The 24344-nt window shown below is 38.5% G+C and carries 20 protein-coding genes; 10 read left to right on the top strand and 10 right to left on the bottom strand.

What is annotated here, in order from left to right; genetic code table 11:
• The first annotated feature begins 26 nt into the window (after positions 1–26).
• The 6 genes from J2T03_RS12110 to J2T03_RS12085 all read left to right on the top strand — a co-directional run bounded on the left by J2T03_RS12110 (position 27) and on the right by J2T03_RS12085 (position 10087).
• Complete coding sequence (locus J2T03_RS12110) at positions 27–1454, top strand: glycoside hydrolase family 125 protein (RefSeq protein WP_307211443.1); 1428 nt, start codon at positions 27–29, stop codon at positions 1452–1454.
• Positions 1455–1635: 181 nt separating this feature from the next.
• The gene (locus J2T03_RS12105) at positions 1636–3774 is read left to right on the top strand and encodes an endo-beta-N-acetylglucosaminidase H (protein ID WP_307211441.1); all 2139 of its coding nucleotides are present in this window, start codon (positions 1636–1638) and stop codon (positions 3772–3774) included.
• A gap of 60 nt (positions 3775–3834) precedes the next feature.
• Positions 3835–6246 (top strand): endo-beta-N-acetylglucosaminidase H, encoded by a 2412-nt coding sequence (locus tag J2T03_RS12100; RefSeq protein ID WP_307211439.1) that lies wholly within the window; start codon positions 3835–3837, stop codon positions 6244–6246.
• 139 nt (positions 6247–6385) lie between these two features.
• A complete protein-coding gene (locus J2T03_RS12095) occupies positions 6386–7252 on the top strand; it encodes an ROK family protein (protein ID WP_306840615.1) in 867 nt (288 codons plus the stop codon).
• 16 nt (positions 7253–7268) lie between these two features.
• Positions 7269–9539, top strand: coding sequence for a GH92 family glycosyl hydrolase (locus J2T03_RS12090; protein WP_307211437.1), 2271 nt, complete (start codon positions 7269–7271; stop codon positions 9537–9539).
• 50 nt (positions 9540–9589) lie between these two features.
• Positions 9590–10087: a phosphoheptose isomerase gene (locus tag J2T03_RS12085; RefSeq protein ID WP_307211435.1), complete on the top strand. Its 498-nt coding sequence runs from the start codon at positions 9590–9592 to the stop codon at positions 10085–10087.
• 459 nt (positions 10088–10546) lie between these two features.
• Here the strand turns inward: J2T03_RS12085 and J2T03_RS12080 are convergent, their stop codons facing one another.
• The 5 genes from J2T03_RS12080 to J2T03_RS12060 all read right to left on the bottom strand — a co-directional run bounded on the left by J2T03_RS12080 (position 10547) and on the right by J2T03_RS12060 (position 16753).
• Entirely contained in the window at positions 10547–13231 is a 2685-nt protein-coding gene (locus J2T03_RS12080) for a TonB-dependent receptor domain-containing protein (protein ID WP_307211433.1), read from the bottom strand.
• Positions 13232–13298: 67 nt separating this feature from the next.
• A complete protein-coding gene (locus J2T03_RS12075) occupies positions 13299–13661 on the bottom strand; it encodes a hypothetical protein (protein WP_307211430.1) in 363 nt (120 codons plus the stop codon).
• A gap of 18 nt (positions 13662–13679) precedes the next feature.
• Positions 13680–14312: a hypothetical protein gene (locus J2T03_RS12070; protein WP_307211428.1), complete on the bottom strand. Its 633-nt coding sequence runs from the start codon at positions 14310–14312 to the stop codon at positions 13680–13682.
• Between the two features lie 78 nt (positions 14313–14390).
• Positions 14391–15077 carry a response regulator transcription factor gene (locus tag J2T03_RS12065; protein ID WP_002982671.1) on the bottom strand — a complete coding sequence of 229 codons (687 nt, stop codon included), beginning with the start codon at positions 15075–15077 and terminating at the stop codon, positions 14391–14393.
• A gap of 128 nt (positions 15078–15205) precedes the next feature.
• Positions 15206–16753: a sensor histidine kinase gene (locus tag J2T03_RS12060; RefSeq protein WP_307211426.1), complete on the bottom strand. Its 1548-nt coding sequence runs from the start codon at positions 16751–16753 to the stop codon at positions 15206–15208.
• Between the two features lie 200 nt (positions 16754–16953).
• Between J2T03_RS12060 and J2T03_RS12055 the strand changes: the two genes are divergently transcribed.
• Positions 16954–17439, top strand: coding sequence for an SRPBCC family protein (locus J2T03_RS12055; protein WP_307211424.1), 486 nt, complete (start codon positions 16954–16956; stop codon positions 17437–17439).
• A gap of 138 nt (positions 17440–17577) precedes the next feature.
• Here J2T03_RS12055 and J2T03_RS12050 read toward each other — a convergent pair whose 3' ends face one another.
• The 5 genes from J2T03_RS12050 to J2T03_RS12030 all read right to left on the bottom strand — a co-directional run bounded on the left by J2T03_RS12050 (position 17578) and on the right by J2T03_RS12030 (position 21973).
• Positions 17578–17916: a hypothetical protein gene (locus J2T03_RS12050; RefSeq protein ID WP_306840599.1), complete on the bottom strand. Its 339-nt coding sequence runs from the start codon at positions 17914–17916 to the stop codon at positions 17578–17580.
• Between the two features lie 19 nt (positions 17917–17935).
• Positions 17936–18325, bottom strand: a complete 390-nt coding sequence (locus J2T03_RS12045; protein WP_306840598.1) for a four helix bundle protein — start codon at positions 18323–18325, stop codon at positions 17936–17938.
• Positions 18326–18338: 13 nt separating this feature from the next.
• Positions 18339–20384 (bottom strand): S9 family peptidase, encoded by a 2046-nt coding sequence (locus J2T03_RS12040; RefSeq protein ID WP_307211423.1) that lies wholly within the window; start codon positions 20382–20384, stop codon positions 18339–18341.
• A 167-nt stretch (positions 20385–20551) separates the two neighbouring features.
• Positions 20552–21292 carry a uroporphyrinogen-III synthase gene (locus J2T03_RS12035; protein ID WP_034724052.1) on the bottom strand — a complete coding sequence of 247 codons (741 nt, stop codon included), beginning with the start codon at positions 21290–21292 and terminating at the stop codon, positions 20552–20554.
• A 12-nt stretch (positions 21293–21304) separates the two neighbouring features.
• Positions 21305–21973 (bottom strand): DUF4271 domain-containing protein, encoded by a 669-nt coding sequence (locus tag J2T03_RS12030; protein WP_307211420.1) that lies wholly within the window; start codon positions 21971–21973, stop codon positions 21305–21307.
• 76 nt (positions 21974–22049) lie between these two features.
• Between J2T03_RS12030 and J2T03_RS12025 the strand changes: the two genes are divergently transcribed.
• From J2T03_RS12025 to tgt, 3 genes are all read left to right on the top strand, one after another.
• Complete coding sequence (locus tag J2T03_RS12025) at positions 22050–22766, top strand: polyprenol monophosphomannose synthase (RefSeq protein ID WP_306840595.1); 717 nt, start codon at positions 22050–22052, stop codon at positions 22764–22766.
• Positions 22739–23131 (top strand): DUF4296 domain-containing protein, encoded by a 393-nt coding sequence (locus tag J2T03_RS12020; RefSeq protein ID WP_307211418.1) that lies wholly within the window; start codon positions 22739–22741, stop codon positions 23129–23131. Before J2T03_RS12025 ends, J2T03_RS12020 begins: the two co-directional genes overlap by 28 nt.
• Before the next feature lie 69 nt (positions 23132–23200).
• Positions 23201–24331, top strand: a complete 1131-nt coding sequence (tgt, locus tag J2T03_RS12015) for a tRNA guanosine(34) transglycosylase Tgt (protein WP_307211415.1) — start codon at positions 23201–23203, stop codon at positions 24329–24331.
• Positions 24332–24344 lie beyond the last annotated feature (13 nt).

Here is a 24344-nt window from a genome sequence, read left to right as displayed (position 1 = left end):
TAAAAAATAACGAAACAAAAAGTATAATGGAAAGGAGAAAGTTTATAAAGACAAGCGCAATTGCCGGAGCAGGATTACTGTTTACTCAAAATGTTTTCGCAAAAACGCTAAGCATGGAAGATTTTCCTGTGGTCCGCGTTCCAAAAGATAAAAGACAATTTACCAGTGAGGCGGTAGAAAGTGCTATTGCAGCTTTTAAAAAGAAAGTGAAAAACAAAGAGCTGTCATGGCTTTTTGAAAACTGCTTTCCCAATACTTTAGATACTACTGTTTTTTATAAAGAAATCAATGGGACTCCGGACACATACGTTATTACAGGAGATATTGATGCCATGTGGCTTCGTGACAGCTCTGCACAGGTTTTCCCTTACCTGCAGTTCTCAAAAAAAGACGAAAAACTTCATAAACTCATTTCCGGAGTTATTCACAAACAGACAGAATTCATCCTGAAAGATCCTTATGCCAATGCTTTTTATAACGATAACAATAAAATAAGCAAGTGGAAAGAATACGATCATACAGATATGAAACCGGGGACTCACGAAAGAAAATGGGAGATAGATTCACTTTGCTATCCTATCCGTCTGGCTTACCATTTCTGGAAAACCACAGGAGATACAAAACCATTTGATAACAATTGGCTGCAGGGAATCAAACTGACCTTACAGACTTTCGTAGAGCAACAGAGAAAAACAGACCTGGGCCCATATAAATTCGAGCGTACCACAGCCTGGGCTACAGACGGAATTCCGATGGGTGGCTACGGTTATCCGACAAACCCCGTAGGATTGATCAATTCTATGTTTCGGCCAAGTGATGATGCTACCATCTATGCTTTCCTCATTCCTTCCAATTTATTTGCTGTAGTAAGTTTACGCCAGGCTGCAGAAATGGTTTCAAATATCAAAAATGAAACAGCATTGGCTCAGCAGTTAAACAGCCTTGCCGATGAGGTAGAGGCAGCCATCAAGAAATATGGAATCTATGATCATCCTGAATACGGAAAGATCTATGCCTTTGAAACCAATGGATTTGGCAGCTACAATTTAATGGATGACGCCAACTGTCCAAGCCTTCTAGGGCTTCCTTACCTGGATGCCGTAAAAGCTGATGATCCGGTTTATATAAATACCAGAAATTATGTGTGGTCAAAAGACAACCCGTTCTTTTTCAAAGGAAAACTGGCAGAAGGAATCGGTGGTCCGCATATCGGTCTTGATATGATCTGGCCGATGAGCATTATTATGAAAGCCCTTACCACCAAAGACAGAAAAGAGATCAGATGGTGCATAGAAACGTTACAGAAAACCCATGGAGGGACTGGCTTTATGCATGAATCCTTCCATAAGGATAATGACAAGAAATTTACAAGAGAATGGTTTGCATGGGCGAATACATTATTCGGTGAACTGTTATGGAAGACCTTTAACGAGAATCAGGATTTACTGACTTAGAATTGATATTTGCAGCAGGCGCCAGCATAACTTTTATTCCCGTTTTTTTAGTTGCAGTGTTTTACAGAGAATTCATTGAGGGAGAGCCTTATGAAATTTTCTGTCCGTAATTGATCATTTTTCCTCCTTTTCCGGAGAGATGAGTACATATAAATACATCAAATAACTTAAAAAAAACATTATGAAAAAAGCCCTTACTACATTGATCTTAATGATCATTCATGCAATCCCTGTGCTGTATGCACAGCAGCTTAGCCCTACGGGAATATGCTATGTGGAAGTAAACAACAATAATATCCTGAATGCCGGATCGTATAAGTTGCAGACATCGGGTAAATATTTGTTTAATGTTGTCAATATTTTTGCAGCGAATATCAATTACGATACAGCCAGAAGCAGACCTTACCTGTATTGTAACAATAACGTTACGAAAGTACTGACCAATGCAGATACCTACATAAAGCCGCTTCAGGCGAAAGGAATGAAAGTGGTATTAACCATTTTAGGAAACCATCAGGGAGCGGGTCTCTGTAATTTTCCAACCCGTGAAGCAGCCAGAGACTTTGCCCAGCAGCTTGCCCATACTGTGAACACTTACGGTCTTGACGGAATCGACTTTGATGATGAATATTCAGACTATGGTCAAAACGGAACCGGCCAGCCCAACGCCAGTTCTTTTGTAATGCTTGTACAGGAATTGAAGGCTTTACTGCCGAATAAAATGATCACCTTTTATTATTATGGCCCTGCAGCTTCAAGGCTTTCCTGGAACGGGCTTAGGGTAGGAGATTATGTCAACCACAGCTGGAACGCGATGTACGGAACTTTCTCTGCACCCAATGTTCCGCCTCTTACCAATGCACAGATCTCTCCGGCAGCTGTATGGCTGGGAAATACTTCCAATTCTACTACCACCAGCCTGGCTACCCAGACTAAAAATGGAGGATACGGAGTATTTATGTGGTATGACCTTCACGGAACCAATGAAACATCACAGCTTTCAGCCGGAACACAGACCCTATATGGGGAACAGACGGTTTTAAGTACTCCTTTACAGTCGTGGACGCAGGGAACAAATTGCGATGCTCCTATCGGGTTATTTACCAGCAACCTTACCGGAACGAGTGCAAAGCTGAACTGGTCAGCAGTGGGAACCAATACGTATGATGTAGATTATAAACTGGCTTCTTCTGCCACCTGGACCAATGCTGCAACGGCTGTTTCTGCTACTTCAGTAACAATATCAGGGTTAACCGTCAATACTGAATATGACTGGAGAATCAGAACGAACTGCAGCGTAAAAAGCACCTATATTTTTGCTCCGAGATTTAACAGCGGAACAGGAACGGCTCCTTCAGGTTCTACTGCTCTTTCCCTGGACGGAAGCAGTGAGTCCGGTGCAGCCGGAAATCTTACTTTAAGCGGATCGGCATTATCATTGGAAGGGTGGATAAAGCCATCATCTTTTAAATCAGCCTCTCCTTATATTTCATCAGTTATGGGTACGGAAGTAAGCGACAGTAATTCAGCTTTCCTGCGTTTGGGAGATGCCAATATTGCCAATAACAAGCTTCAGTTTGTGGTAAGCATCAATAATGTACAGCAAAAACTGACTGCCACTACAGCATTAAATGCCAATACATGGTACCACGTTGCTGCAACTTATGATGGCTCTGCAATGAAAATCTATATCAATGGGACTCTTGATGCGACTAAATCCCAGACAGGAAGCGTTTCTTCCAGCGGAGCTTTCAATGTAGGGTATTTATACAGTACATCCAGAAATTTCAACGGTAAAGTAGATGAGGTTAGAGTCTGGAAAAGAGCATTAAGCCAGACAGAGATCAGCCAGAATATGTGTAATGTGACCCTTCCGGCAACTTCCCTTGCAGCCTATTGGAAATTCAATGAAGGCAGCGGTTCATCTGTTCAGGACAGTTCAGGAAACGGAGTTACATTAACATTGACGGGTGTGGATGCTTCCAACTGGGGAACAGATGTCCCATGTCCTGCAGGAACTCAAGTTGCGGCAAAAAATCAAAAGGCAATAGATCTGGAGCAGGTAACGGCTAAAAAGCAGATCAAAATGTATCCAAATCCTGTAAGTACATCTTCCCCGCTTAGTGTTTCTGTTCCTGAAGAATATAACAGAGGAAAATTATCGGTTTATAATTTTAATGGAATTATTGTAGAAACAAAAACATTGCAGGCCGGAGATCATCAGTACGATTTCTCCAAGCTTTCGATGGGTACCTATATCATTCAGTTTGAATCTCAGAACGGAGGTTTAAAACAGACAGAAAAATTAATTGTAAAATAAATAAAAACAGTCATTGGGCTTAGGCCCAATGATTTTACCAACCACAAAAATTAAAATTATATGAAAAAAAACTCCATTTTTACTGCTTTGATAGCATTGGTCACCCAGGTGACATCTATGCTTCATGCGCAGCAGCTTAATCCTCTGGGAATTTGCTATGTAGAGGTGAATAACAACAATATGCTGAATGTAGGATCTTATACCCTTCAGAATACTAACAGACAGCTTTTTGATGTGGCGATTATTTTTGCTGCTAATATTAATTATGATGTTTCTAAAAGCAGAGCTTACATTTCCAACAATAATAATGTTACCAAAGTGTTGAATGATGTGAACACTTATGTAAGACCTTTACAGCAAAAAGGCATTAAGGTGTTGCTGGATATTTTAGGAAATCACCAGGGAGCCGGAATTTCAAATTTTCCGAATCGTGAGGCTGCTAGAGATTTCGCACGGCAGCTTGCCCACACTGTTTATACCTATGGTCTGGACGGTATTGATCTTGATGATGAATATGCAGGATATGGCAACAACGGGACCGGGCAGCCCAACAGCAGCTCTTTTGTAATGCTTTTGCAGGAATTAAAGGCCGCAATGCCGGATAAGCTGATCACCTTTTATTATTTAGGTCCGGCAACATCAAGACAAAGTTACAACGGCGATGCAGCCGGAAATTATATCAATTACAGCTGGAATCCGTATTATGGGACGTATAGTGCTCCCGTAGTGCCGCCACTTAACAATACTAAACTTTCAGCTGCAGCTACCTGGATACAGAACAGTAATCCTCAATCCACTTCTGCCGCTACACTTTCCACTCTTGCTACCAATACGATCAATGATGGTTATGGAGTATTTATGTGGTACGATCTTAATGGAGCTAACAATGCCAGCTATCTGAGTACAGGATCAAATATTCTTTATAATGAAAATACACTCCTTAGCGGCCCGCTTTATTCCTGGACTCAGGGAGATGCATGTAATCCGCCTTTAGGACTTGAAGCAACCAATACCACAGGAACTTCAGCTAAATTGAACTGGACAGGGAATGCCTCCCAGACGTATAATATTGATTATAAGCCTGCCAATTCAACCACCTGGACAAACATTGCGAGCAATTATTCCGGAAACAATATTATGGTTAATAACCTGACCCTGAATACGGATTATGACTGGAGAATACAGTCGAACTGTTCAGCAACCATAAAAAGCACCTATCTGTTTGCTCCCCGTTTTAATTCCGGAAGTACATGTGGAACGCCGTCCGGCATGAAGTCTGAAAGCTTTTTGGGAACAACCACTAAAATATCATGGGATGCGGTAGCAAGTGCCTCATCCTATAATTTACAATATAAAACAGCTGTAGCAACAACCTGGACTGATGTTCAGAATATTTCCACAAACTCTTATACCTTACCGGGATTAACGGAGAATACGAATTATGTATGGAAAGTACAGGCCGTATGTGGTGGAACAGCCACCAGTGTATATTCGGGAGAGTCAACATTCAACAGTGGATTTGCTCCTGTGCAGAGCCCTGGTGCAAGATCACTTTCGTTCAATGGAAGCACTCAATATCTGAATGCAGGGCAATTTAATCTTAGCGGAAACGCAGTGACATTTGAAGGCTGGGTAAAAGTAAATGCTTTCAAACCCAATTTTCCCTATATCTCATCAGTAATTGGAATCGAAGTTGGAGATAGTAATTCCGCAATCCTAAGATTTGGAGATGGAAACCTTGCTAATAATAAGCTGCAATTTATCTTAAGTTTCGGATCTGCTCAGGTAAAGCTTAACAGTGTTACAGGGCTGACCACCAATACATGGAATCATATCGCAGCGACTTATGACGGTTCGACTATGAAAATCTACATCAACGGTGTTCTTGATGCCAGTGCAGCTGCTTCAGGGAATTTCACAGCCAATGGCATTCTTTACCTGGGCAGGAATTATGAAAATGCCCGTACTCTTAATGGATTCCTGGATGAATTCAGAGTTTGGAAAAGAGCATTAACACCCGCGGAAATCCTTGCAAATAACTGCAATGTTCCAGCCAATTCTTCCAACCTTGAAGCCAACTGGAAAATGAATGAAGGCAGTGGAAACGGTGCTCTGGATGCTACAGCCAACACGCACTTTGCAACTCTGATCGCAATGTCCAATACCAACTGGAGAACAGATGTAGCCTGCACTACATTATCAACAAAAGATATTTCTTCTGAAAAAAATCACAGGAATTATGCATATCCAAACCCGGTTAAAAAAGGAAATGATATTCATTTTACCATTAAAGACAAATCAGCCGGTGAAATTACGTTATATGATATGGCAGGAAAATTAATAACAAACAAAAAAATTGATAGAAATGATATGGTGATCAGCAGTCAGAATTTATCCGCAGGAACCTATACCTATATAATACATTCAAAAGACAGTAAGGTTAAATCTTCTGGAAAAGTGATCATAGAATAAAAGCTTAATCCTCGTGGACGTATAAAAAGTAGAAATAAAATTAGGGGATTTTAGGATGGGCAGGCGGGGAGTATAAATACTTTCCTGTCTGTCCTCTTTTAAGGAAAAGAATTATTACAGAGAAAAATAAAGAAATAGTATGATGCAGAATATAGTAGGAATAGACATTGGAGGCTCGCACATAACCATGGCACAGGTTGATCCTGAAAAACGTAAAATCATTACTTCTACCTATGTAAGAGAACATGTGGATTCTTTTGGACAAAAGGAGGTTATTTTTTCTGCCTGGATTTCAGCCATTGAAAAAGTAGCTGTTGATTTGGTTAAAAAAGACCTTTTGATCGGTATAGCCATGCCCGGTCCTTTTGATTATGAAAACGGAATTTCGCTGATGCAGCAGGGAAAATTTATCGATATCTATCAGGTCAATATTAAAAAAGAATTGGCTGAAAGGCTCTCCGTTTCCCCTGATCAGATTCATTTTGTAAATGATGCAGGAGCCTTTCTTGAAGGAGAAGTTTTTGGAGGGGGTGTACAAGAGTACAGCAGAATCTTTGGAGTGACCTTAGGAACAGGACTGGGAACCGCTTTTTACAACGGAAAAGAAGCAACGGATGAAGATCTGTGGGATGCACCTTTCAAAGAGTCTATCTGTGAAGATTATCTTGCAACGCGTTGGTTTGTAAAATATTATAAAGTTTTAACAGGAGGGGAAATATCCGGAACCAAAGACTTATTGGATAAGCCTGAAGATATTCAGACCAAAATATTTGATGATTATGCAGATTCATTTGCGGAATTCATTGTGAAGTATGTCAGAAAATATGATCCTGAAGTTTTGGTCATAGGTGGAAACATCGCAAAAATTTATCCTTACTTTAAAAACAGGTTAAATCAACATCTGGAAGAGCATAAAATCAACCTTCCTATTAAAATTTCCGCTATTTTTGAAGATGCGGCCATTCTCGGTGCTGCAGGTTATGCTTTGAAGAAAAGCAACAGATAATTAATAAAACGATATCATGAAGTCTCTATTTTCAACTTTTTTTATTCTATTAAATGTCTTTGCGTTTAGCCAGGAAATATTTCCTGCAGATTATGTGAATCCTTTGATGGGTACACAGTCCAAACCGTCTTTATCCAATGGGAATACCTATCCCGCCATAGGCTTGCCATGGGGAATGAATCTCTGGACTCCGCAAACCGGAAAAATGGGTGACGGATGGGCTTATACCTATGATGCAGACAAGATAAAAGGATTCAAGCAGACCCATCAGCCATCTCCATGGATGAATGATTATGGTGCTTTTGCCATCATGCCGGGAGTCGGTAAACTAAAATTTAAGGAGGAAGAACGGGCAAGCTGGTTCAGCCATAAAGCTGAGAATGCTAAGCCTTACAGCTACAGCGTTTATCTGGCAGATATTAATGTGACGACAGAACTTACCCCAACGGAAAGAGCAGCTTTTTTCAAATTTGATTTCCCAAAAACAGACAGTGCTTATGTCGTAATTGATGCATTAAACAAAGGTTCCTACGTCAAAATTCTCCCTAAAGAAAGAAAAATCCTAGGGTATACCACAAAATATTCCAGAGGAAAATATAATAATTTCAAAAACTACTTTGTCATTCAGTTTGATAAAGATTTTGATTTAACGACTACCTGGAAAGACAGCATGTTTGTAAAGAATCAGTTAGAAATTACAAGCGAACATGCCGGGGCAATTGTTGGATTTAAATTAAAAAATAAAGAAAGTGTTTACGCAAGAACAGCTTCCTCATTCATCAGTTTCGAACAAGCAGAACTGAATCTGAAGAGAGAAATTGGAAGCAGAAATTTTGAGCAGGTAAAAACAGATGCTAAGAATATCTGGAATAAAACTTTAGGCAGAATTGAAGTGAAAGGCGGAACAGATCAGCAGATCCGAACATTCTATTCCTCTCTTTACAGAACATTGTTCTTCCCTCAGAAATTATACGAGATCGATGCCGACAACAAAGTAAAGCACTGGAGTCCTTACAACGGAAAAATACTGGATGGAAAAATGTTCGCAGGAACAGGTTTTTGGGATACTTTCCGTGCCCTGTATCCTTTTCTGAACCTGGTCTACCCAAGCATCAATGTTGAAATGCAGGAAGGCTTAGTCAATACTTTTAAGGAAGGAGGATTTCTCCCGGAGTGGAGCAGCCCGGGATATTCCGATATTATGATAGGAAACAATTCCGCTTCAGTTGTTGCTGATGCTTACATCAAAGGACTTCGCGGGTATGATGTGGAAACCCTTTGGCAGGCAGTGAAACATGGAGCCAATAATGAAGGCCCGATCGATGCTGTAGGCCGTAGAGGAGTGCAGTATTACAATACTTTAGGATACGTTCCCTACGATGTAAAGATCAATGAAAATGCTGCCAGAACCCTGGAATATGCCTACGATGATTTTGCAATTTACCAGTTAGGAAAAGCACTGGGAAAACCTGCTTCTGAAATTGATATTTATAAAAAAAGATCCTACAACTACAAAAACGTTTTCGATCCTGAATCCGGACTGATGCGCGGAAAAAATAAAGACGGAAAATTTCAGTCTCCATTCAATCCCTTCAAATGGGGCGATGCCTTTACAGAAGGAAACAGCTGGCATTATACATGGTCAGTGTTCCAGGATATTGACGGTTTGTCTAAATTGATGGGAGGTAAAGAGAAATTTGAAGCTAAACTGGATGAGGTTTTCTCTCTTCCGCCAGTCTTTGACGCCAGTTATTATGGAAGTGTCATCCATGAAATCCGTGAAATGCAGATCATGAATATGGGACAGTATGCCCACGGAAACCAGCCGATCCAGCATATGATCTATTTATACAACTATGCCGGAGCGCCATACAAAACACAGTACTGGACGAGACAGGTGATGGATAAACTATACTATGCAACACCGGACGGCTATTGCGGTGATGAAGATAACGGGCAGACTTCTGCGTGGTATGTGTTCTCAGCCTTAGGATTTTATCCGGTAACGCCAGCCACAGACCAGTATGTTTTAGGGGCGCCGCTTTTTAAAGAAGCTGTGATCCATTTAGAAAACGGTAAGAAAATTGTAATAGCAGCACCGGAAAATAGTGCTGAAAATCTATATGTTAAATCATTAAACGTAAACTTTAGGTCTTATTCGAAAAACTGGCTCAGCCACAAAGAACTGATGAACGGAGCAATGTTGGAATTTCAGATGGATAATAAGCCGAATAAAGAAAGAGGCTCACAAGAAAAAGACTTTCCTTATTCAATGTCAAAGGAATAATGATTAACAAACTTTATATTTGAAAAATAATTTTAGAACAGGAATAAATTATGAGTGCAGAGAAAACAGAAATATTCGATAAAGTAGCAAAAATTCTGGAAACCCAGGGTTTCAACATTGCCGCAAAAGACAGTACAAGACCTTGGGGCGGTTTTTTTGTAATTGATGAAAATCAGGCACAGGATTTTGCAAATCAGTATTTTGACGGAATTAATGTAGAAAGTCTAAAAATAGGAGGAAAACTGAGTCCTAAAATTCTTCTTGTTGCTCCCAATGCCCGTCTAAGCTGGCAATACCATCACCGCAGAGCAGAGATATGGCAGGTAGTCGAAGGAACGGTTGGGATCAAAACCAGCACCACCAATGAAGAAGGTGAACTGAAAGAATATCATCCAAAAGATCAGATCAAGCTTCAGCAGGGTGAAAGACACAGGCTGATAGGTTTATCCGGTTGGGGTGTAGTAGCGGAAATATGGCAGCATACTGATGCTTCCAATCCTTCGGATGAAGACGATATTGTAAGAGTACAGGATGATTTTGGAAGATAATATTTGCAAAATTAAAAAAAGACTGTTTTAAAAACAGTCTTTTTTATTTGTATCAAATAACCTCTCAACCAAGTTAATTTCTTTTATTTGTGTTTTTAAGTTTTCAAAAAGTTCTTGAGGTTATCTGTACATCAATATTTTGTTTCATCATTTTTGTTTCTTGTAAAATTTCCCATTGGCTAATTTTACTGGTACAAAGTAACAGCTTTCTAAAATAAAATTCCCTATAAAAAGCATCGATATATATCGATAAATTATAGATGTTTATCTATAGAAGAGATTTTGTTAAATGCTTTTTTAAAGCTTTGTTTATCATTGCGTTTATTTAATCCCTATCCCGAACTCGGTTTCACTTAATAAAAAAATAGACTGTTCTGAAACAGTCTATTTATAGTTGTTAGTTGATAAGATTTATTAATCAACCTGTTGATTCTTTACACTCTTCAATGTTAAGAACATTTAGAAAGTCACATCCAGTCCTACATAAAAATTAGCTTTCATGATAGGAGCATACACCATCCCGCCATCAAAATAATTTCCAAAAGGATTTCTGAAATCAACAATTGCATTTTTCTGGTAATAAGACGTAAGGTTTTCTCCCCCTAAATAAGCTCTGATCTTTTTATTGAAATTCCTTGAGATCTGTGCATTCAAAACAGCGTAAGAATCAGAATATACAGGCAATTGGAATTCAGCAGGGTTGCTTAATGTATTGGGAAGCCTCTGTTTTCCTACCCAATTCAGGGTCGTATCAAAACTCCAGAATCCGCCTTTATTATTTTTATTCGTTGCATAGGCAAGATTCACAAAACCTCTGTGTTTGGCCATAAAAGGAACTGTTCTTCTACCATCAATATAATCTGCCTGAACATCGTAATATTTATAAGCAAGTCTTACGTCAAAGTTTTTGAAAGGTGTAAAATCCCACTGCGTCTGGAAAGAATTTGCAAAAGATTTTCCTTCTAAATTATAAAAAGTAAGCTGTTGCGGGGAACGGTCAAGATCAACAAGCACCTGATCCTGGAAATCGGTCCTGAAAAAATCTGCCACGATGGAAGACTTCCTTCCAAAAAGCTTGAACTCCTGCTGTAAGCTGGCTCCGTAGTTCCATGCAATTTCAGGTCTCAATCCATAAATATTTCCGCCATTCTGCAAAATCTGAATATTTCTGTTTGATGCAAAATACTGTTGGTTTTCCGCAAAAACATTAGCTGTTCTGAATCCTCTTCCGGCAGAAAGTCTTAAGATCGTCTGAGGTGTAAAATCATATTTAAAATTAATTCTTGGGGTAAACTGAGTTCCTGCAAGATTATGAAAATCTGCCCGGGCTCCTGCTACCAAAGTATATTTTAATCCTGTCAGCGTATATTCTGCAAAAATTCCGGGAACGATTTCATTTCTTTTCATATCGTCCTTTAGATAAGTTTCCTCATATCCGTCATACAAAAAGCTCGCTCCGGCCTTATACTTATGATTCGTATTCCCGATAATGCTTTCAAAGATTAAATTTGAATAATAAGTATGCTGCTTTCCGGCATAATTTCTCAGTCCGAAAAAGCTGTCCTGCTGATGGTACACATACTGGTTCATCCAGCCTAAGCTCTGGTAAGGTTTTCCTTTAAAAACATATCCTGTTTTATTCCAAACCTGGAATCTTGAAATATCAATGCCTACACCGTAAGCAGGCTGTTTATCCTGCCCCAGTTTCTTATCGAAGCCTACCTGTCCGGCTGTTCTCTCATCCCGGATAAAATTGATTCCGAAATGAGACCCGAATCCTGACTTTTCCAAGTCGTTATAATTAAGGAGATAGGCTGCATTGATCTGCGTTCCTTTCGGTCTGTCCAAGAAAGTATCATCATTCATATCCGTATCTCCGAAAGTTCCGTTTCCGTGCAATAAGAATGTCTGTGACCATTTTTCATTGATAGGAGAGACACTGGTGATATTGGCTTCAGCTCTTCCGTTAAAATCAGCGAAAATATTCAAAGAAGTTTCTGGTTCCTTGGCATTTTTCAGAAGTTCAGTATTAATCTGCCCTGTGATACTTTCGTAACCGTTTGTTACTGTACTGCCGCCTTTTGTCAGCTGAATGCTTTCGATCCATCGACCGGGAATGAAATTCAGCCCATAAGCCGAGGCTAATCCTCTGATCTCCGGAAGAAGTTCCTTCGTTAAACTTGTGTATTTTTGATCCAGGCCGAGCATTTTCAGCTGTTTGGTTCCCGTAACGGCATTGCTGAATGAAACATCTACGGTTGCATTGGTTTCAAAGCTTTCGGAGAGGTTACAGCAAGCTGCTTTCAATAATTCTTTCTTATCAATATTAAAAACAAGGCCTGCTTCCTTTTTGCTTAATGCAGTCGCTGCTTTTGAACCGGTAATGGTAACGCCTTCAATATTTTTCCCGGGCTGCTCATGGCTTTCAGTAGGAGCAGGTTCATGATCTTTGTGGTCATCATGTTTTGCCTCTTCCTCGAAATGCACCTTTGGATTGGCATCTCCAAAAGGAATATCTCTGTCGTACAGGCAACATCCCGGAAGGTTCTTGTAAACAGCATCAGATGTCTTGTATTTTTCATTGTCATGACCGGCATCGGCAATAGCTTTTAAAACCTTATCTGATGATGTTTTCGAAGGGTCAAAATTTAAAATGACTGTCTGCTTTTCTGCGCTCCATTCTGCGGAATCGGCACCAGCTGTTTTTGCGGCTTTCTCGATTCTGGATTTGCATGAGCCGCAATTTCCTTTTACATAAAACTCATTTTCTTTTTTAGTGTGATGCTCTTGAGCTTCTGTAGGAGAAGGCTGAAGATCCCTTTCGTAATGACAGCACCCCGGAAGACCTTTATAAGTATCATCGGGTGATTTGAACTTTTCATTGTCATGGCCTGCATCGGCAACTTTCTTTAAAATTTCGTCTGTGGAAACTTTGCGGTCTGTTTCCAGGGTTAAAATCTGCAGATCAATGGAGTAAACAGCGGATTTAGCACCTGCTTTTTTGGCTGCTTCTTCTATTCTTGATTGGCACATTTCGCAGTTTCCTTTGACTTTAAACTGGCTTTTTAAAAGGTTTTGTGCTGATATAAATTGTACAGACAGGATCAATAGCCCAAGAATAAACTTGGAAATATATAATTTCATTTGTTTTAAAATTTAGATTAATTAAAAACTGTCCATTAAAATATTTAACGGACGATCAGTTGGATAATTAACCTAGTTTAGGAGGTTGCCAGATCTCTTTTAAACGGTCTGATAAATGAGGGGGTGAATATTGGAACTGTGGATTCTTATTCGCTTTGTAATAAGACAGCTCAAAATGTAAATTCTTTGAAAACGGAGTTTCTATATAAGTATAGCATGCAACGCACGTTGAACAGCAATCGTCATTACATGAAGATTTTGTTGTGTTGTCCTTACTATCTTCTGAAGTGTGATTTTTGCAGCAGTCGTCGCTCTGCTCAGACTTGGCTTTACAGCAGGTATCTTGCATCGATTGAGAGTAAAAGCTGTCTTTAGGAACTAAAAAAATTCCTAAACAAAAAATGACTGCAAGAATGTGAAACAGCTTCATCTCTGCAAAAATACAAAATTAAGATAAAGGATCACCAACTTTTAATGCACAATTGTGCCAGGGCTCTCCATGGGCAGGATTCAATTTGGGTTTTTCACCTGTTGGCGGAGCGGCTGTTACAGGTCCCGGGACATTCTGCGCTGCGCTTTGAACTGGTTGTGGGGCTGGTGTTGGTGCCGGTTTGCTGTTCAGGGGCTGTCCTACCGGAATATCACATCTGTGGCCAGGCTGTCCGTGGGGAGGGTTCATGCCCGGAGGAGTTTTGACCTGACTTCCGCTATTGCTGACCGAGACTTTTCCTTGTGACACAGAATTGGCATCTATTTTAATGGCATTGTTGGGGTTTTGTCCCGGAGCAGTCTGTATAGCTGTTGGGCTTACATTAAGAGGCTGTCCCACCGGAATATCACATCTGTGACCCGGCTGTCCATGCGGAGGGTTTTTAATTCCCGGAGCTGCACTAATAGAAGCCGGATTTGGATTGGACTGTACACCTGCCTGATCTATCAGGGAAGTTTGGGGAGCTGAGTTAACTGCCACAGCAGGCTGTTGAACACCTGCTTCTTCTTTTAAATAAGTAGGCTTTTCGTCTTTATTGCATGAAACAGCTAATAAGGAAATGGCAATTATGCCTAAAAATGTATTTTTCATATCCAATCGTATGAAACAAAATTAGCAAAACATTTTTAATTGTTTTGCTAATTTTATATTTATAATATGTTTTTAAGCCTAATTTTTAACTAAAAGCCTAAATCCTTCTCCGTGAACGTTGATGATTTCCAATCCTTCGTCGTCTTTTAACAGCTTACGAAGCTTGGCGATATAGACGTCCATACTTCTTGCTGTAAAGTAATTTTCCTTTTTCCAGATCTTTCTCAAAGCCAGATCTCTCGGCATGAAATCGTTTCTGTGGATACAGAGAAGTTTTAACAGCTCATTTTCTTTTGGAGAAAGTTTATATTCTTTATCACCAACTTTCAACTGTCTCAGCATAGAGTCGAAGAAAATGTTACTGATCTTGAACTGCTCCTGCTCTTCATTTTCTAAAGTAGAGCTTCTCTGCAGGATCGCTTTGATCTTATATAAAAGAAGTTCCGTATCAAACGGCTTTGTAATATAGTCGTCCGCCCCCAGTTGGTATCCTTTCAGGATATCTTCTCTCATATTTCTTGCTGTAAGGAAGATGATAGGGGTGTTTTTATCGATTTTTTTTACGTCTTCAGCTAATGAAAACCCGTCTTTTTTAGGCATCATTACGTCAAATATACAGATGTCAAATTCATTTTCTGTAAATTCTTTCAAACCTTGCTCTCCGTCTGTAGCAAGGGTTACCTCAAAGTTATTGATCGTCAAATAATCCTTCAGCACTGCTCCGAAACTCTGATCGTCTTCTACTAATAATATTCTGTTGCTCATGATTTTAATAATTAAAATTAATGATTAAAAATTAAGAATGAACGTTCTCACTCTATCTTCTATATTTGTTATTTGGTTTCTATTTTATGATTGATGAATGCTCACTTATCCATCATTATTTATCTTTCCTAGCTCATCGGGAGCTTTATCGTAAACGTACTTCCTTTGTCTTTGTGGGAGTCCACAAGTATCTGTCCTTTGTGCAGTTCTGCAATTTTCTTTACGTAAGAAAGTCCCAGCCCCTGTCCTTTTACATTGTGGATATTTCCGGTTTCTTCTCTAAAGAATTTTTCAAAGATCTTGGTTTTATTCTGAGTCTCCATTCCCATTCCCTTATCGGAAATTTCTATGACATACCAGTTTCCTTCGTTACTTGTTTTTACTTTAATCTCTGGCGCTTCCGGTGAATATTTGTTGGCATTGTCCAGCAAATTCACCAGCATATTTGAGATGTGGAATTCGTCTATTTTAAAAATATAGTTCGTTGCATTAAATTCCTGTGTCAAAGAACCGTTTCTCTGCTTCACAATAAGATTAAAAGATTCCGTTGTTCTTTTGATCAGTTCCCGCACATTGGTTTCCTTTAAGAATAGCTCTACCTCGTTTCTTTCAAGCTTGGACATATTCAGGACATTTTCCACCTGCTTTTTCATCCTTAGATTTTCCTGCTTGATCAGTTCAGAATAGTATTTTACTTTATCTGGATTGGTAGCAATCTTATCATTGGCTAAGGAGTCTGTGGCTACAGAAATCGTTGCCAGAGGTGTTTTGAACTCATGGGACATATTATTGATGAAGTCTGTTTTTACTTCCGCCAGCTTCTTCTGTCTCATCATATAATTGATTGAAATAATATAGATTCCGAGAATAGTAAGTAACGAGAGGAAGGTTCCCAGAAGCATAGGCCAGTTGTTCATTGCCAGAGAATATTCTTTTTTAGGAAACACTAAAGCCAGACTGTATAAAGTCCGGTCTTTCTTATCTGTAAATAAAGGATAGATATAGGTATTGCTGTCTTTTTTCTCTTTATAAACCTTATTGACAACACTTGTAAGTTTGTTGTTCTTATCAATTACCCCATACCCGAATTTTGCAGTGATGCCCTTTACTTTCAGTTCTTTAGCGATTACTGAATCAAGAACTCTGGGATCCACTCTTTTATCGATGGGCAGATTGGTGCCTACCACTTTTACGAATTCTTTTATCGCATAATCCCCATTTTCAATATCATTGTTGAGGTCTGTGGTAAGAAGCTCACGGTTGGTGGTATCTTTCTTTATTTTATAAGTTGCATCGTCAGTATACAGAGTGGTCAGATTTACTGAATCACCTTTCTGAGAGATAGGAAGCTGTGTTTTTGATATGATGTTTTTGGAATAGATGATCTGGCGCTGTGTACCGGAATCTTCTACCTGCTGAATGGTTGTTAAGGAAGGCTGATCTTTGCTGGCAAGGATATTGTTTCTTAGATTAGTATAATCCTGGTTCAGGTATTTGTCAGCTTCAATTTCTTCAATATTTTTTGAAGTGTTTTCTAAAGCAGCGTATACTTTATTGGAAAATTCCTGCTCCAGAGCACCGTAATAACCTTTCAGCCAATAAAATTGGAGCGTGACAAAAACAATCAGTGAGATTGTCATAAACACCGAAATTATTGGGATGAATTTATTATTCATTATTGAATTTTATATATTGAAAAAAAATGAATGTTAAAATTAATTATTTTAAGACTTGATAAACAAAAAACGAGCCAAAAAATTGTTTAATTTCTCTTAAAAGGGAGTTTTTTAACAATTATTTATGAATTTGAAATAACTTGTCATATGAAAAGTCCTATAAATGGATAAATAAGTAGCTTTAATAAAAATAATTATTTATGGAATCTAATATCATTTTTAACAAAGATTTTGATTCAAACAGCGTGTATGTCATGAAAATATATGATGCTGATGTTTCAAAAGTGTGGGACTATTTTACCAAATCCGAATTATTGGATCAATGGTGGGCACCGAAGCCCTGGAAATGTGAAACTGTAAAACAGGATTTTAAAGAAGGCGGAATCTGGCGCTATGCAATGGTAGGACCCGAAGGTGAAAAAATGTATGGTCAGCTGACATACGGTGAAATCACAGAACATAGAAGTTTTGATGGGGTAGATGCTTTTTGTGATGAAAAAGGGAACATTAATGGAGATTTTGCACAGGCAAAATGGCTGATTGGGTTTACAGGGATAGAGGAAGGTACAAAAGTGACCATCAATATTCATTTTCCAGCTTCTGAAGCTATGAAGCAACAGCTGGAAATGGGGTTTGAGGAAGGATTTAAAATGGGACTGACCCAACTTGAAGAAATCCTCAAATAATGTAAAAATTTTTAAAAGGCCAGAATGCATTTTTTATCTTTTGGCTCTTTTGTAAGCAAAAAGACGAGCTTAGCTCGTCTTTTTAATTTATATATATGTATCGTATCATGCATCATTGCAAAATGCCATATCGGAACATCAAATCAGCTCCTCTTCCTGGAAGTACTGTATAATTGCTTTTTTCATCAGAAGAGACTGTTCATTTGGTTTTAATTCCGGAAGTTCTTCCAGTTTATCATATTGCGGCCATCCATCTTCATAATGGGTAAACTTATAGTAACCAAAAGGTTCCAGAAGTCTGCACACTGCAATATGGATCAGGTTTACTTTGTCCTCTTTGGTATATTTCTGCTGTCCGCTTCCTAATTCCTGCAGGCCGATCAGAAATAAAAGTGTTTCAATCGGAGGATTTTTTTCAGTATCAAAATTGTCTATAAAAAACTGTTCTATTTTTTTCCAGTATTCTGATTCATTCATATAATTGGTAAATGATAATTTATAATTGATTATTAGAGCGTTTTAAGTCTTCGCCTAATTTCTTTTTATATGACGATGTTGACTTTACGATTTCATCAGCCTCTCTAAGGAGACTATTTATTTTTTCTGTTTCAAGCAAATTTAGTTCATCAATGAGTTCCCGCCAAAATAATGTCTCATCAGCTTCTTCTACAACAATACATATTTTAGAATATTTTTCTTTTAGAGAGCGGCCCCTGCACATTGCTCTGTAATTACTGGCTGTTGATGATGCTGATCTGAAAATCTGTTTTCTGATATTTGATATCTTATCTGAATAAGGAATCTCAGACAGCTCATTAATAATAGTAATCGTCAAAGATTTAGTTCTTTTTGAAAATACTTGATTGTAATTGTTGTCTGCATTCATTATCAATCATTTTTTATCTATTATCATCTATTTTCAGCAAGAACGCATATTCCAGAGCATCTTCCTTCAATGATTCAAATCTTCCGCTCGCTCCGCCGTGGCCTGAGCTCATGTCGGTTTTGAACAATAAAAGATGATCATCTGTTTTCAGTTCTCTTAGTTTTGCAGTCCATTTTGCCGGTTCCCAATACTGTACCTGGGAATCGTGAAGACCTGTTGTGATCAGCATATGAGGATAATCTTTTGCTTCAACATTATCGTAAGGCGAATATTCCTTCATGTACTCATAATATTGCTTGTCATTCGGATTCCCCCATTCATCATATTCTCCGGTTGTCAGTGGAATAGTTTCATCCAGCATTGTTGTCACCACATCTACAAACGGAACCTGTGCTACAATTCCGTTAAAAAGCTTAGGTTCATAATTCACAACGGCTCCTACCAGAAGACCACCTGCGCTTCCGCCCATTGCATACATATGGTTTGATGATGTATAGTTTTCCTTAATTAAATGCTTTCCGGCATCAATGAAATCGAAGAATGTATTTTTCTTGAAAAGCATTTTACCGTCTTCATACCATTCTCTGCCCAGATATTCTCCACCGCGGATATGAGCAATGGCATAAATGAATCCTCTGTCTAAAATAGAAAGTCTTACATTGGAGAAGCTTGCATCCACTGTATGTCCGTAACTTCCGTAGCCATATAACAGTAAGGGCGTATTTGCAGACTTTTGAGTGTCTTTATGATAAACCAGTGAGATAGGAATTCTTGTTTCTCCATCTCTTGATTCTGCCCAGATTCTTTCTGAAATATAATTTTCAGGAACAAATTTTCCGCCAAGAACTTCCTGCTGTTTCAGGAGCTGAGTGGTCTTCTCCTTCATATTATACTCATAGGTTGAGCTTGGTTGTGTCAGTGACGTGTAGCCATAACGGAGAACCTCAGTATCAAACTCCATATTGATCCCGATGTAGGTCGTATAGGTTGGATCAGAAAAAGGGAGATAATAAGATTCCTGGTTTTTTTCATCAATGATTTTGATCTGAAGAAGTCCTTCTTCTCTTTCTTCCAGAACCAGATAATCTCTGAAAATTTCAAACCCTTCCAGCAGAACCTCAGGACGGTGCGGAATAACATCGATCCAGTTCTCCATTCCACAGTTGTCAATTTTCGTTTTTACGATTTTAAAATTGGTTGCGTCATCTGCATTAGTGATGATATAAAATTCATCTTCAAAATGCTCTACCGAATATTCCAGATCATCTATTCTGGGTTGGATGATTTTCCATTCTGCAAAAACATTGTCAGAAGGAATAAATCTGTGCTCATCAGAAATCGTGCTGGAGCTGGCAATAAAAATATATTGCATTGATTTTGTCTTGAAGACATTTACATCAAAAGTATCATCCTCTTCATGAAAAATCAAAACATCTTCCGAGGCATCAGTACCAAGCTTATGTCTGTACACCTGGAAAGCCCGTAAACTTTCATCTTTTCTGATATAGAAAACATGCTCATTATCATTTGCCCAGACGGCTTTTCCTGTTGTATTCAGAATCTGGTCCGGGAAAATTTCTCCCGTTACAAGATTTTTAAAGTTAATGGTATAAATCCTGCGGCTTACATTGTCTGATGAAAAAGAAACCAGTTCATTATTTGGAGAAACAGCTATACTGCCCACTTCAAAATAGGTTTCGCCTTCTGCTAAAACATTAACGTCAACGATGATTTCTTCTGCATTGTCCAGGCTTTTGGGTTTCCTGCAGAAAATAGGATATTCTTTTCCTTCTTCATAGCGTACAATATACCAGTATCCGTTAAAGAAATAAGGGAGAGACTCGTCGTCTTTTTTATAGCGGGCTTTCATTTCTTCGAAAAGCTCTTCCTGGAAAGCCTCGGTATCTTTCATCATGAACTCTTCATAGGCATTTTCCTCTTCAAGATATTGTATAACTTCAGGATTTTCTCTTTCATTAAGCCAGAAGTAATTGTCAATTCTTCTGTCGCCGTGTATTTCTAGTATTTTTTCTATTTTTTTTGCCTGTGGAGCTTTCATTTAAATATTTTAAATTTATTTGGCCTGGTGTAATGCCCTAAATTTCTCTTGTTTTGAGATGGTTCATAGGACATTTCATTCAATATTAATTCTTGTTCAAATTTAGTTAAAAAAAAACCATCTTTTCTGTATTGAAAAGACGGCTGTTTTATATTGGGTATTAAAGTCTATTTATGAAGAGCTTTAATATACTTTTCAAGTGCCATTGTCATAGACGGAGTTTCCTTTGTAGGAGCCATAAGATCTACCTTTAAGCCAGCTTCTTCCGCTGCTGCTAAAGTAGTGTTTCCGAAAACACCGATCTTTGTTTCTTCCTGCTTGAAATCCGGGAAATTCTGCTGAAGAGATTTGATTCCCTGCGGGCTGAAAAAGATCAGCATGTCGTAATCTTTGGCATTGATATCCGTAAGATCGCTGCAAACTGTTCTGTACATGATTGCTCTTGTCCAGTCCACATTAGCCGTTTCCATCGTTTTTACGATATCCGGGCTTAAGACGTCTGAAGACGGGAGAAGGTATTTTTCAGTAGGGAATTTTTTAAACAGAGGAAGAAGATCTGAGAAGTTTTTCTCCCCAAAGCTGATCTTTCTCTTTCTATAAACGATATGTTTCTGAAGATAGTTGGCAATTGCCTCAGACTGGCAGATATATCTCATCGTATCCGGAACTGCAAAACGCAATTCTTCGGCAAGTCTGAAGTAATGGTCTATCGCATTTTTGCTGGTGAAAATAATCCCGGTAAACTGCGTCAGATCTATCTTCTGAGTTCTTAGTTCTTTGTTGTCAACTCCTTCGACGTGGATGAAAGGACGGAAATCAATCTTTATTTTTTCCTTCTTTGCTATATCCAGATATGGAGAAGACTCACTAGGCGCTGGTTGAGAAACCAATATAGACTTTATTCTCATCATTGACTTTTATTAAAAAAATAACAACTTCCAAAGCAACAATAAAGGTGCGATTTGGAGGGTGCAAATATACAAAAATTTATAATACCATTTTTCGGGAAGAATATTGTTTTTGTGAAACAAATAGAAGAAAATCTTGAAAACAGTGACAAATGCAAAGAAGTAGAAGTAATACGAAAATATTTTATTTCTGTCTATTGGGAAATAATAGTGGGTTACACATAAAATTATTAGTAAAAATGAAAGGATGAAGTAGAATTTTGTGGAGGTAAAATAAAAAATAGTCCATTTTCTACCATCACCTATGCTTTGGTAAAATAAAAAGCCCAATGCGGATTTCGAGGTGTAAAAAAATACGACCGCCAGCAATGTATACCCAAATTTATTAAGCTGATATCCGAAAAGCTGCAGATCATTAATGTATTTTGGAACTATGGGGATATATTGGGAAAGTAAAGCAGATAAAGTAAGTGCCGTTACGCAGGAAGTAATGATCCAGCTCGGGAGGTTGTTGCTGGCATCAAAATATTTCTGAAGCAGAAAGTCTTTCAGGCTGGCGTCCCTTTCTATGATATTCATCATGAAAACATACAGGAATATGCATCCTATTAAGATAAAGATTACCCAGTCATTGTTCTCAGGTATTCTTACGTGGTTTATAAAGTTTTGTGATAACAGCAAAGGAATGTTTTTTGCAAAATTATAGATTATTTTGTATAAAATAAAAAGGTTAAATAAACTATCTTTGCAAACTGAAATGAAAAAACTCGTCATTATCCCTACTTATAACGAAAAGGAAAATATTGAAAATATTATTTCCGCGGTTTTTGCATTGGAGGACGATTTTCATATTCTGGTAGTGGATGATTCTTCTCCGGATGGAACGGCTGAGATAGTAAGGGAAATTCAGAAAAGATTTCCACACCATCTCCATATGTCGGTAAGGCATGTGAAAGACGGTTTGGGGAAAGCATATATCCACGGATTTAGATGGGCTATCGAAAACAAATATGACTACATTTTTGAAATGGATGCCGATTTTTCACATAATCCAAATGATCTGCCTAAACTTTTTGAAGCCTGCGTAAATGCAGATATGGCAATAGGATCACGCTATTCAAAAGGAGTAAACGTGGTGAATTGGCCAATGGGGCGTGTTCTGCTTTCCTATTTTGCGTCCAAATACGTAAGGTTTATTTTAGGGCTTCCTATTCATGATACCACAGCAGGCTTTGTCTGTTTTTCCAGAAAAGTTCTCGAAGAAATAGGTCTGAATAATGTGAAGCTTAAAGGATACGGCTTTCAGATTGAAATGAAGTTCAGAGCTTTTAAAAAAGGTTTTAAAATTGTAGAAGTTCCTATTATATTTACAAACAGAATTTTAGGAGAAAGCAAAATGAACGGTGGCATTATTCATGAAGCTGTATTTGGAGTTTTAAATTTAAAATGGAAATCAATAATCAACAGATTATGAGAAAGCTGGTCTTCATTTTCGTTATGCTGTTCATGTTCTCATGCAGCGACTATATCGACAAGCCTAAAAACCTGATCGAGCCTGAAAAGATGGCTGAGATCCTGGCCGACCTTGCTATTACGGATCAGGCGGTCATTATTTATCAGAACAAAAACTTAGAAGCAGGAACAAGGTTTGTCCTTAAAACACACCAGGTAAAATCTGATGATTTTGTAGAAAGCTTTAAATATTATGTCGTTAGAGACAAAATGAAAGATATTGCGGAAGAAGCACAGAAAATAGTATTGAAAAAAGACCCGAAAGCGGATAAATACATACAAGACAAGTTGAAGAACAGTGGAAACACGCCCGTTTTAAACAGGTAATTATGATGCGGAAATGTTTCTGCCACCAAAGCAGGACCATTAATGGCAGTGAATTAAAAGAATATACGAATGAAATTTTTTAATATAGAAAAAACCTCTGAAGGAAAAGCAAGAGCAGGAGAGATCACTACAGACCACGGGAAGATCCAGACGCCTATCTTTATGCCTGTAGGAACTGTAGCAAGTGTGAAAACAGTTCACCAGAGAGAATTAAAAGAAGACATTAAAGCCCAGATTATACTGGGTAACACCTACCACCTGTATCTCCGTCCTACAATGGATATCATGCAGGAAGCAGGAGGACTGCATAAATTTATGAACTGGGACCTGCCAATCCTTACCGACTCAGGAGGTTTTCAGGTATTTTCGCTTTCCAAAAGCAGAAAAATGTCTGAAGAAGGCGTGAAGTTCAAATCTCATATCGACGGAAGTTATCATATGTTCACCCCGGAAAAATCTATGGAGATCCAGAGACAGATCGGAGCAGATATCTTCATGGCTTTTGATGAGTGTACACCTTATCCTTGCGAATACAATCAGGCCAAAACATCCATGGAGCTTACACACCGTTGGCTGAAAAGATGTATTGAGTGGACCGAGCAGAATAAAGAAATGTACGGCTACAAACAAAGACTTTTCCCAATTGTTCAGGGATCTACCTATTCAGATCTTAGAAAAATATCGGCTGAAGTTATCTCCGAGGCAGGAGCAGAGGGAAATGCAATCGGAGGACTTTCTGTAGGAGAACCGGAAGAAGAAATGTACAGAATTACGGATGAAGTAACGGATATTCTTCCAAAAGATAAACCAAGATACCTTATGGGAGTAGGAACTCCGTGGAATATCCTTGAATCTATCGGCTTGGGTATCGATATGATGGATTGCGTAATGCCTACCAGAAATGCCAGAAATGCAATGCTTTTCACATGGCAAGGTGTAATGAATCTTAAAAATGAAAAATGGAAGCGTGACTTTTCTCCTCTGGATGAATTTGGAACGAATTATGTAGACAGAGAATATTCAAAAGCATATCTGCGCCATTTATTTGTGTCAAAAGAATATCTTGCAAAACAGATCGCGTCCGTACATAATCTGGCGTTTTATTTGGACCTTGTAAAAGTGGCGAGAGAGCATATTGTGGCAGGTGATTTCTATGAATGGAAAAAATCTGTAGTGCCGGTTCTTAGACAGAGACTTTAAAACAGAAACATCA

The sequence above is a fragment of the Chryseobacterium lathyri genome (assembly GCF_030812195.1).
GTDB classification, from domain to species: Bacteria; Bacteroidota; Bacteroidia; order Flavobacteriales; family Weeksellaceae; genus Chryseobacterium; species Chryseobacterium lathyri_A.
Note: the sequence above shows the minus strand (reverse complement) of the source record. Positions and strands in the feature narration are given on the sequence as shown.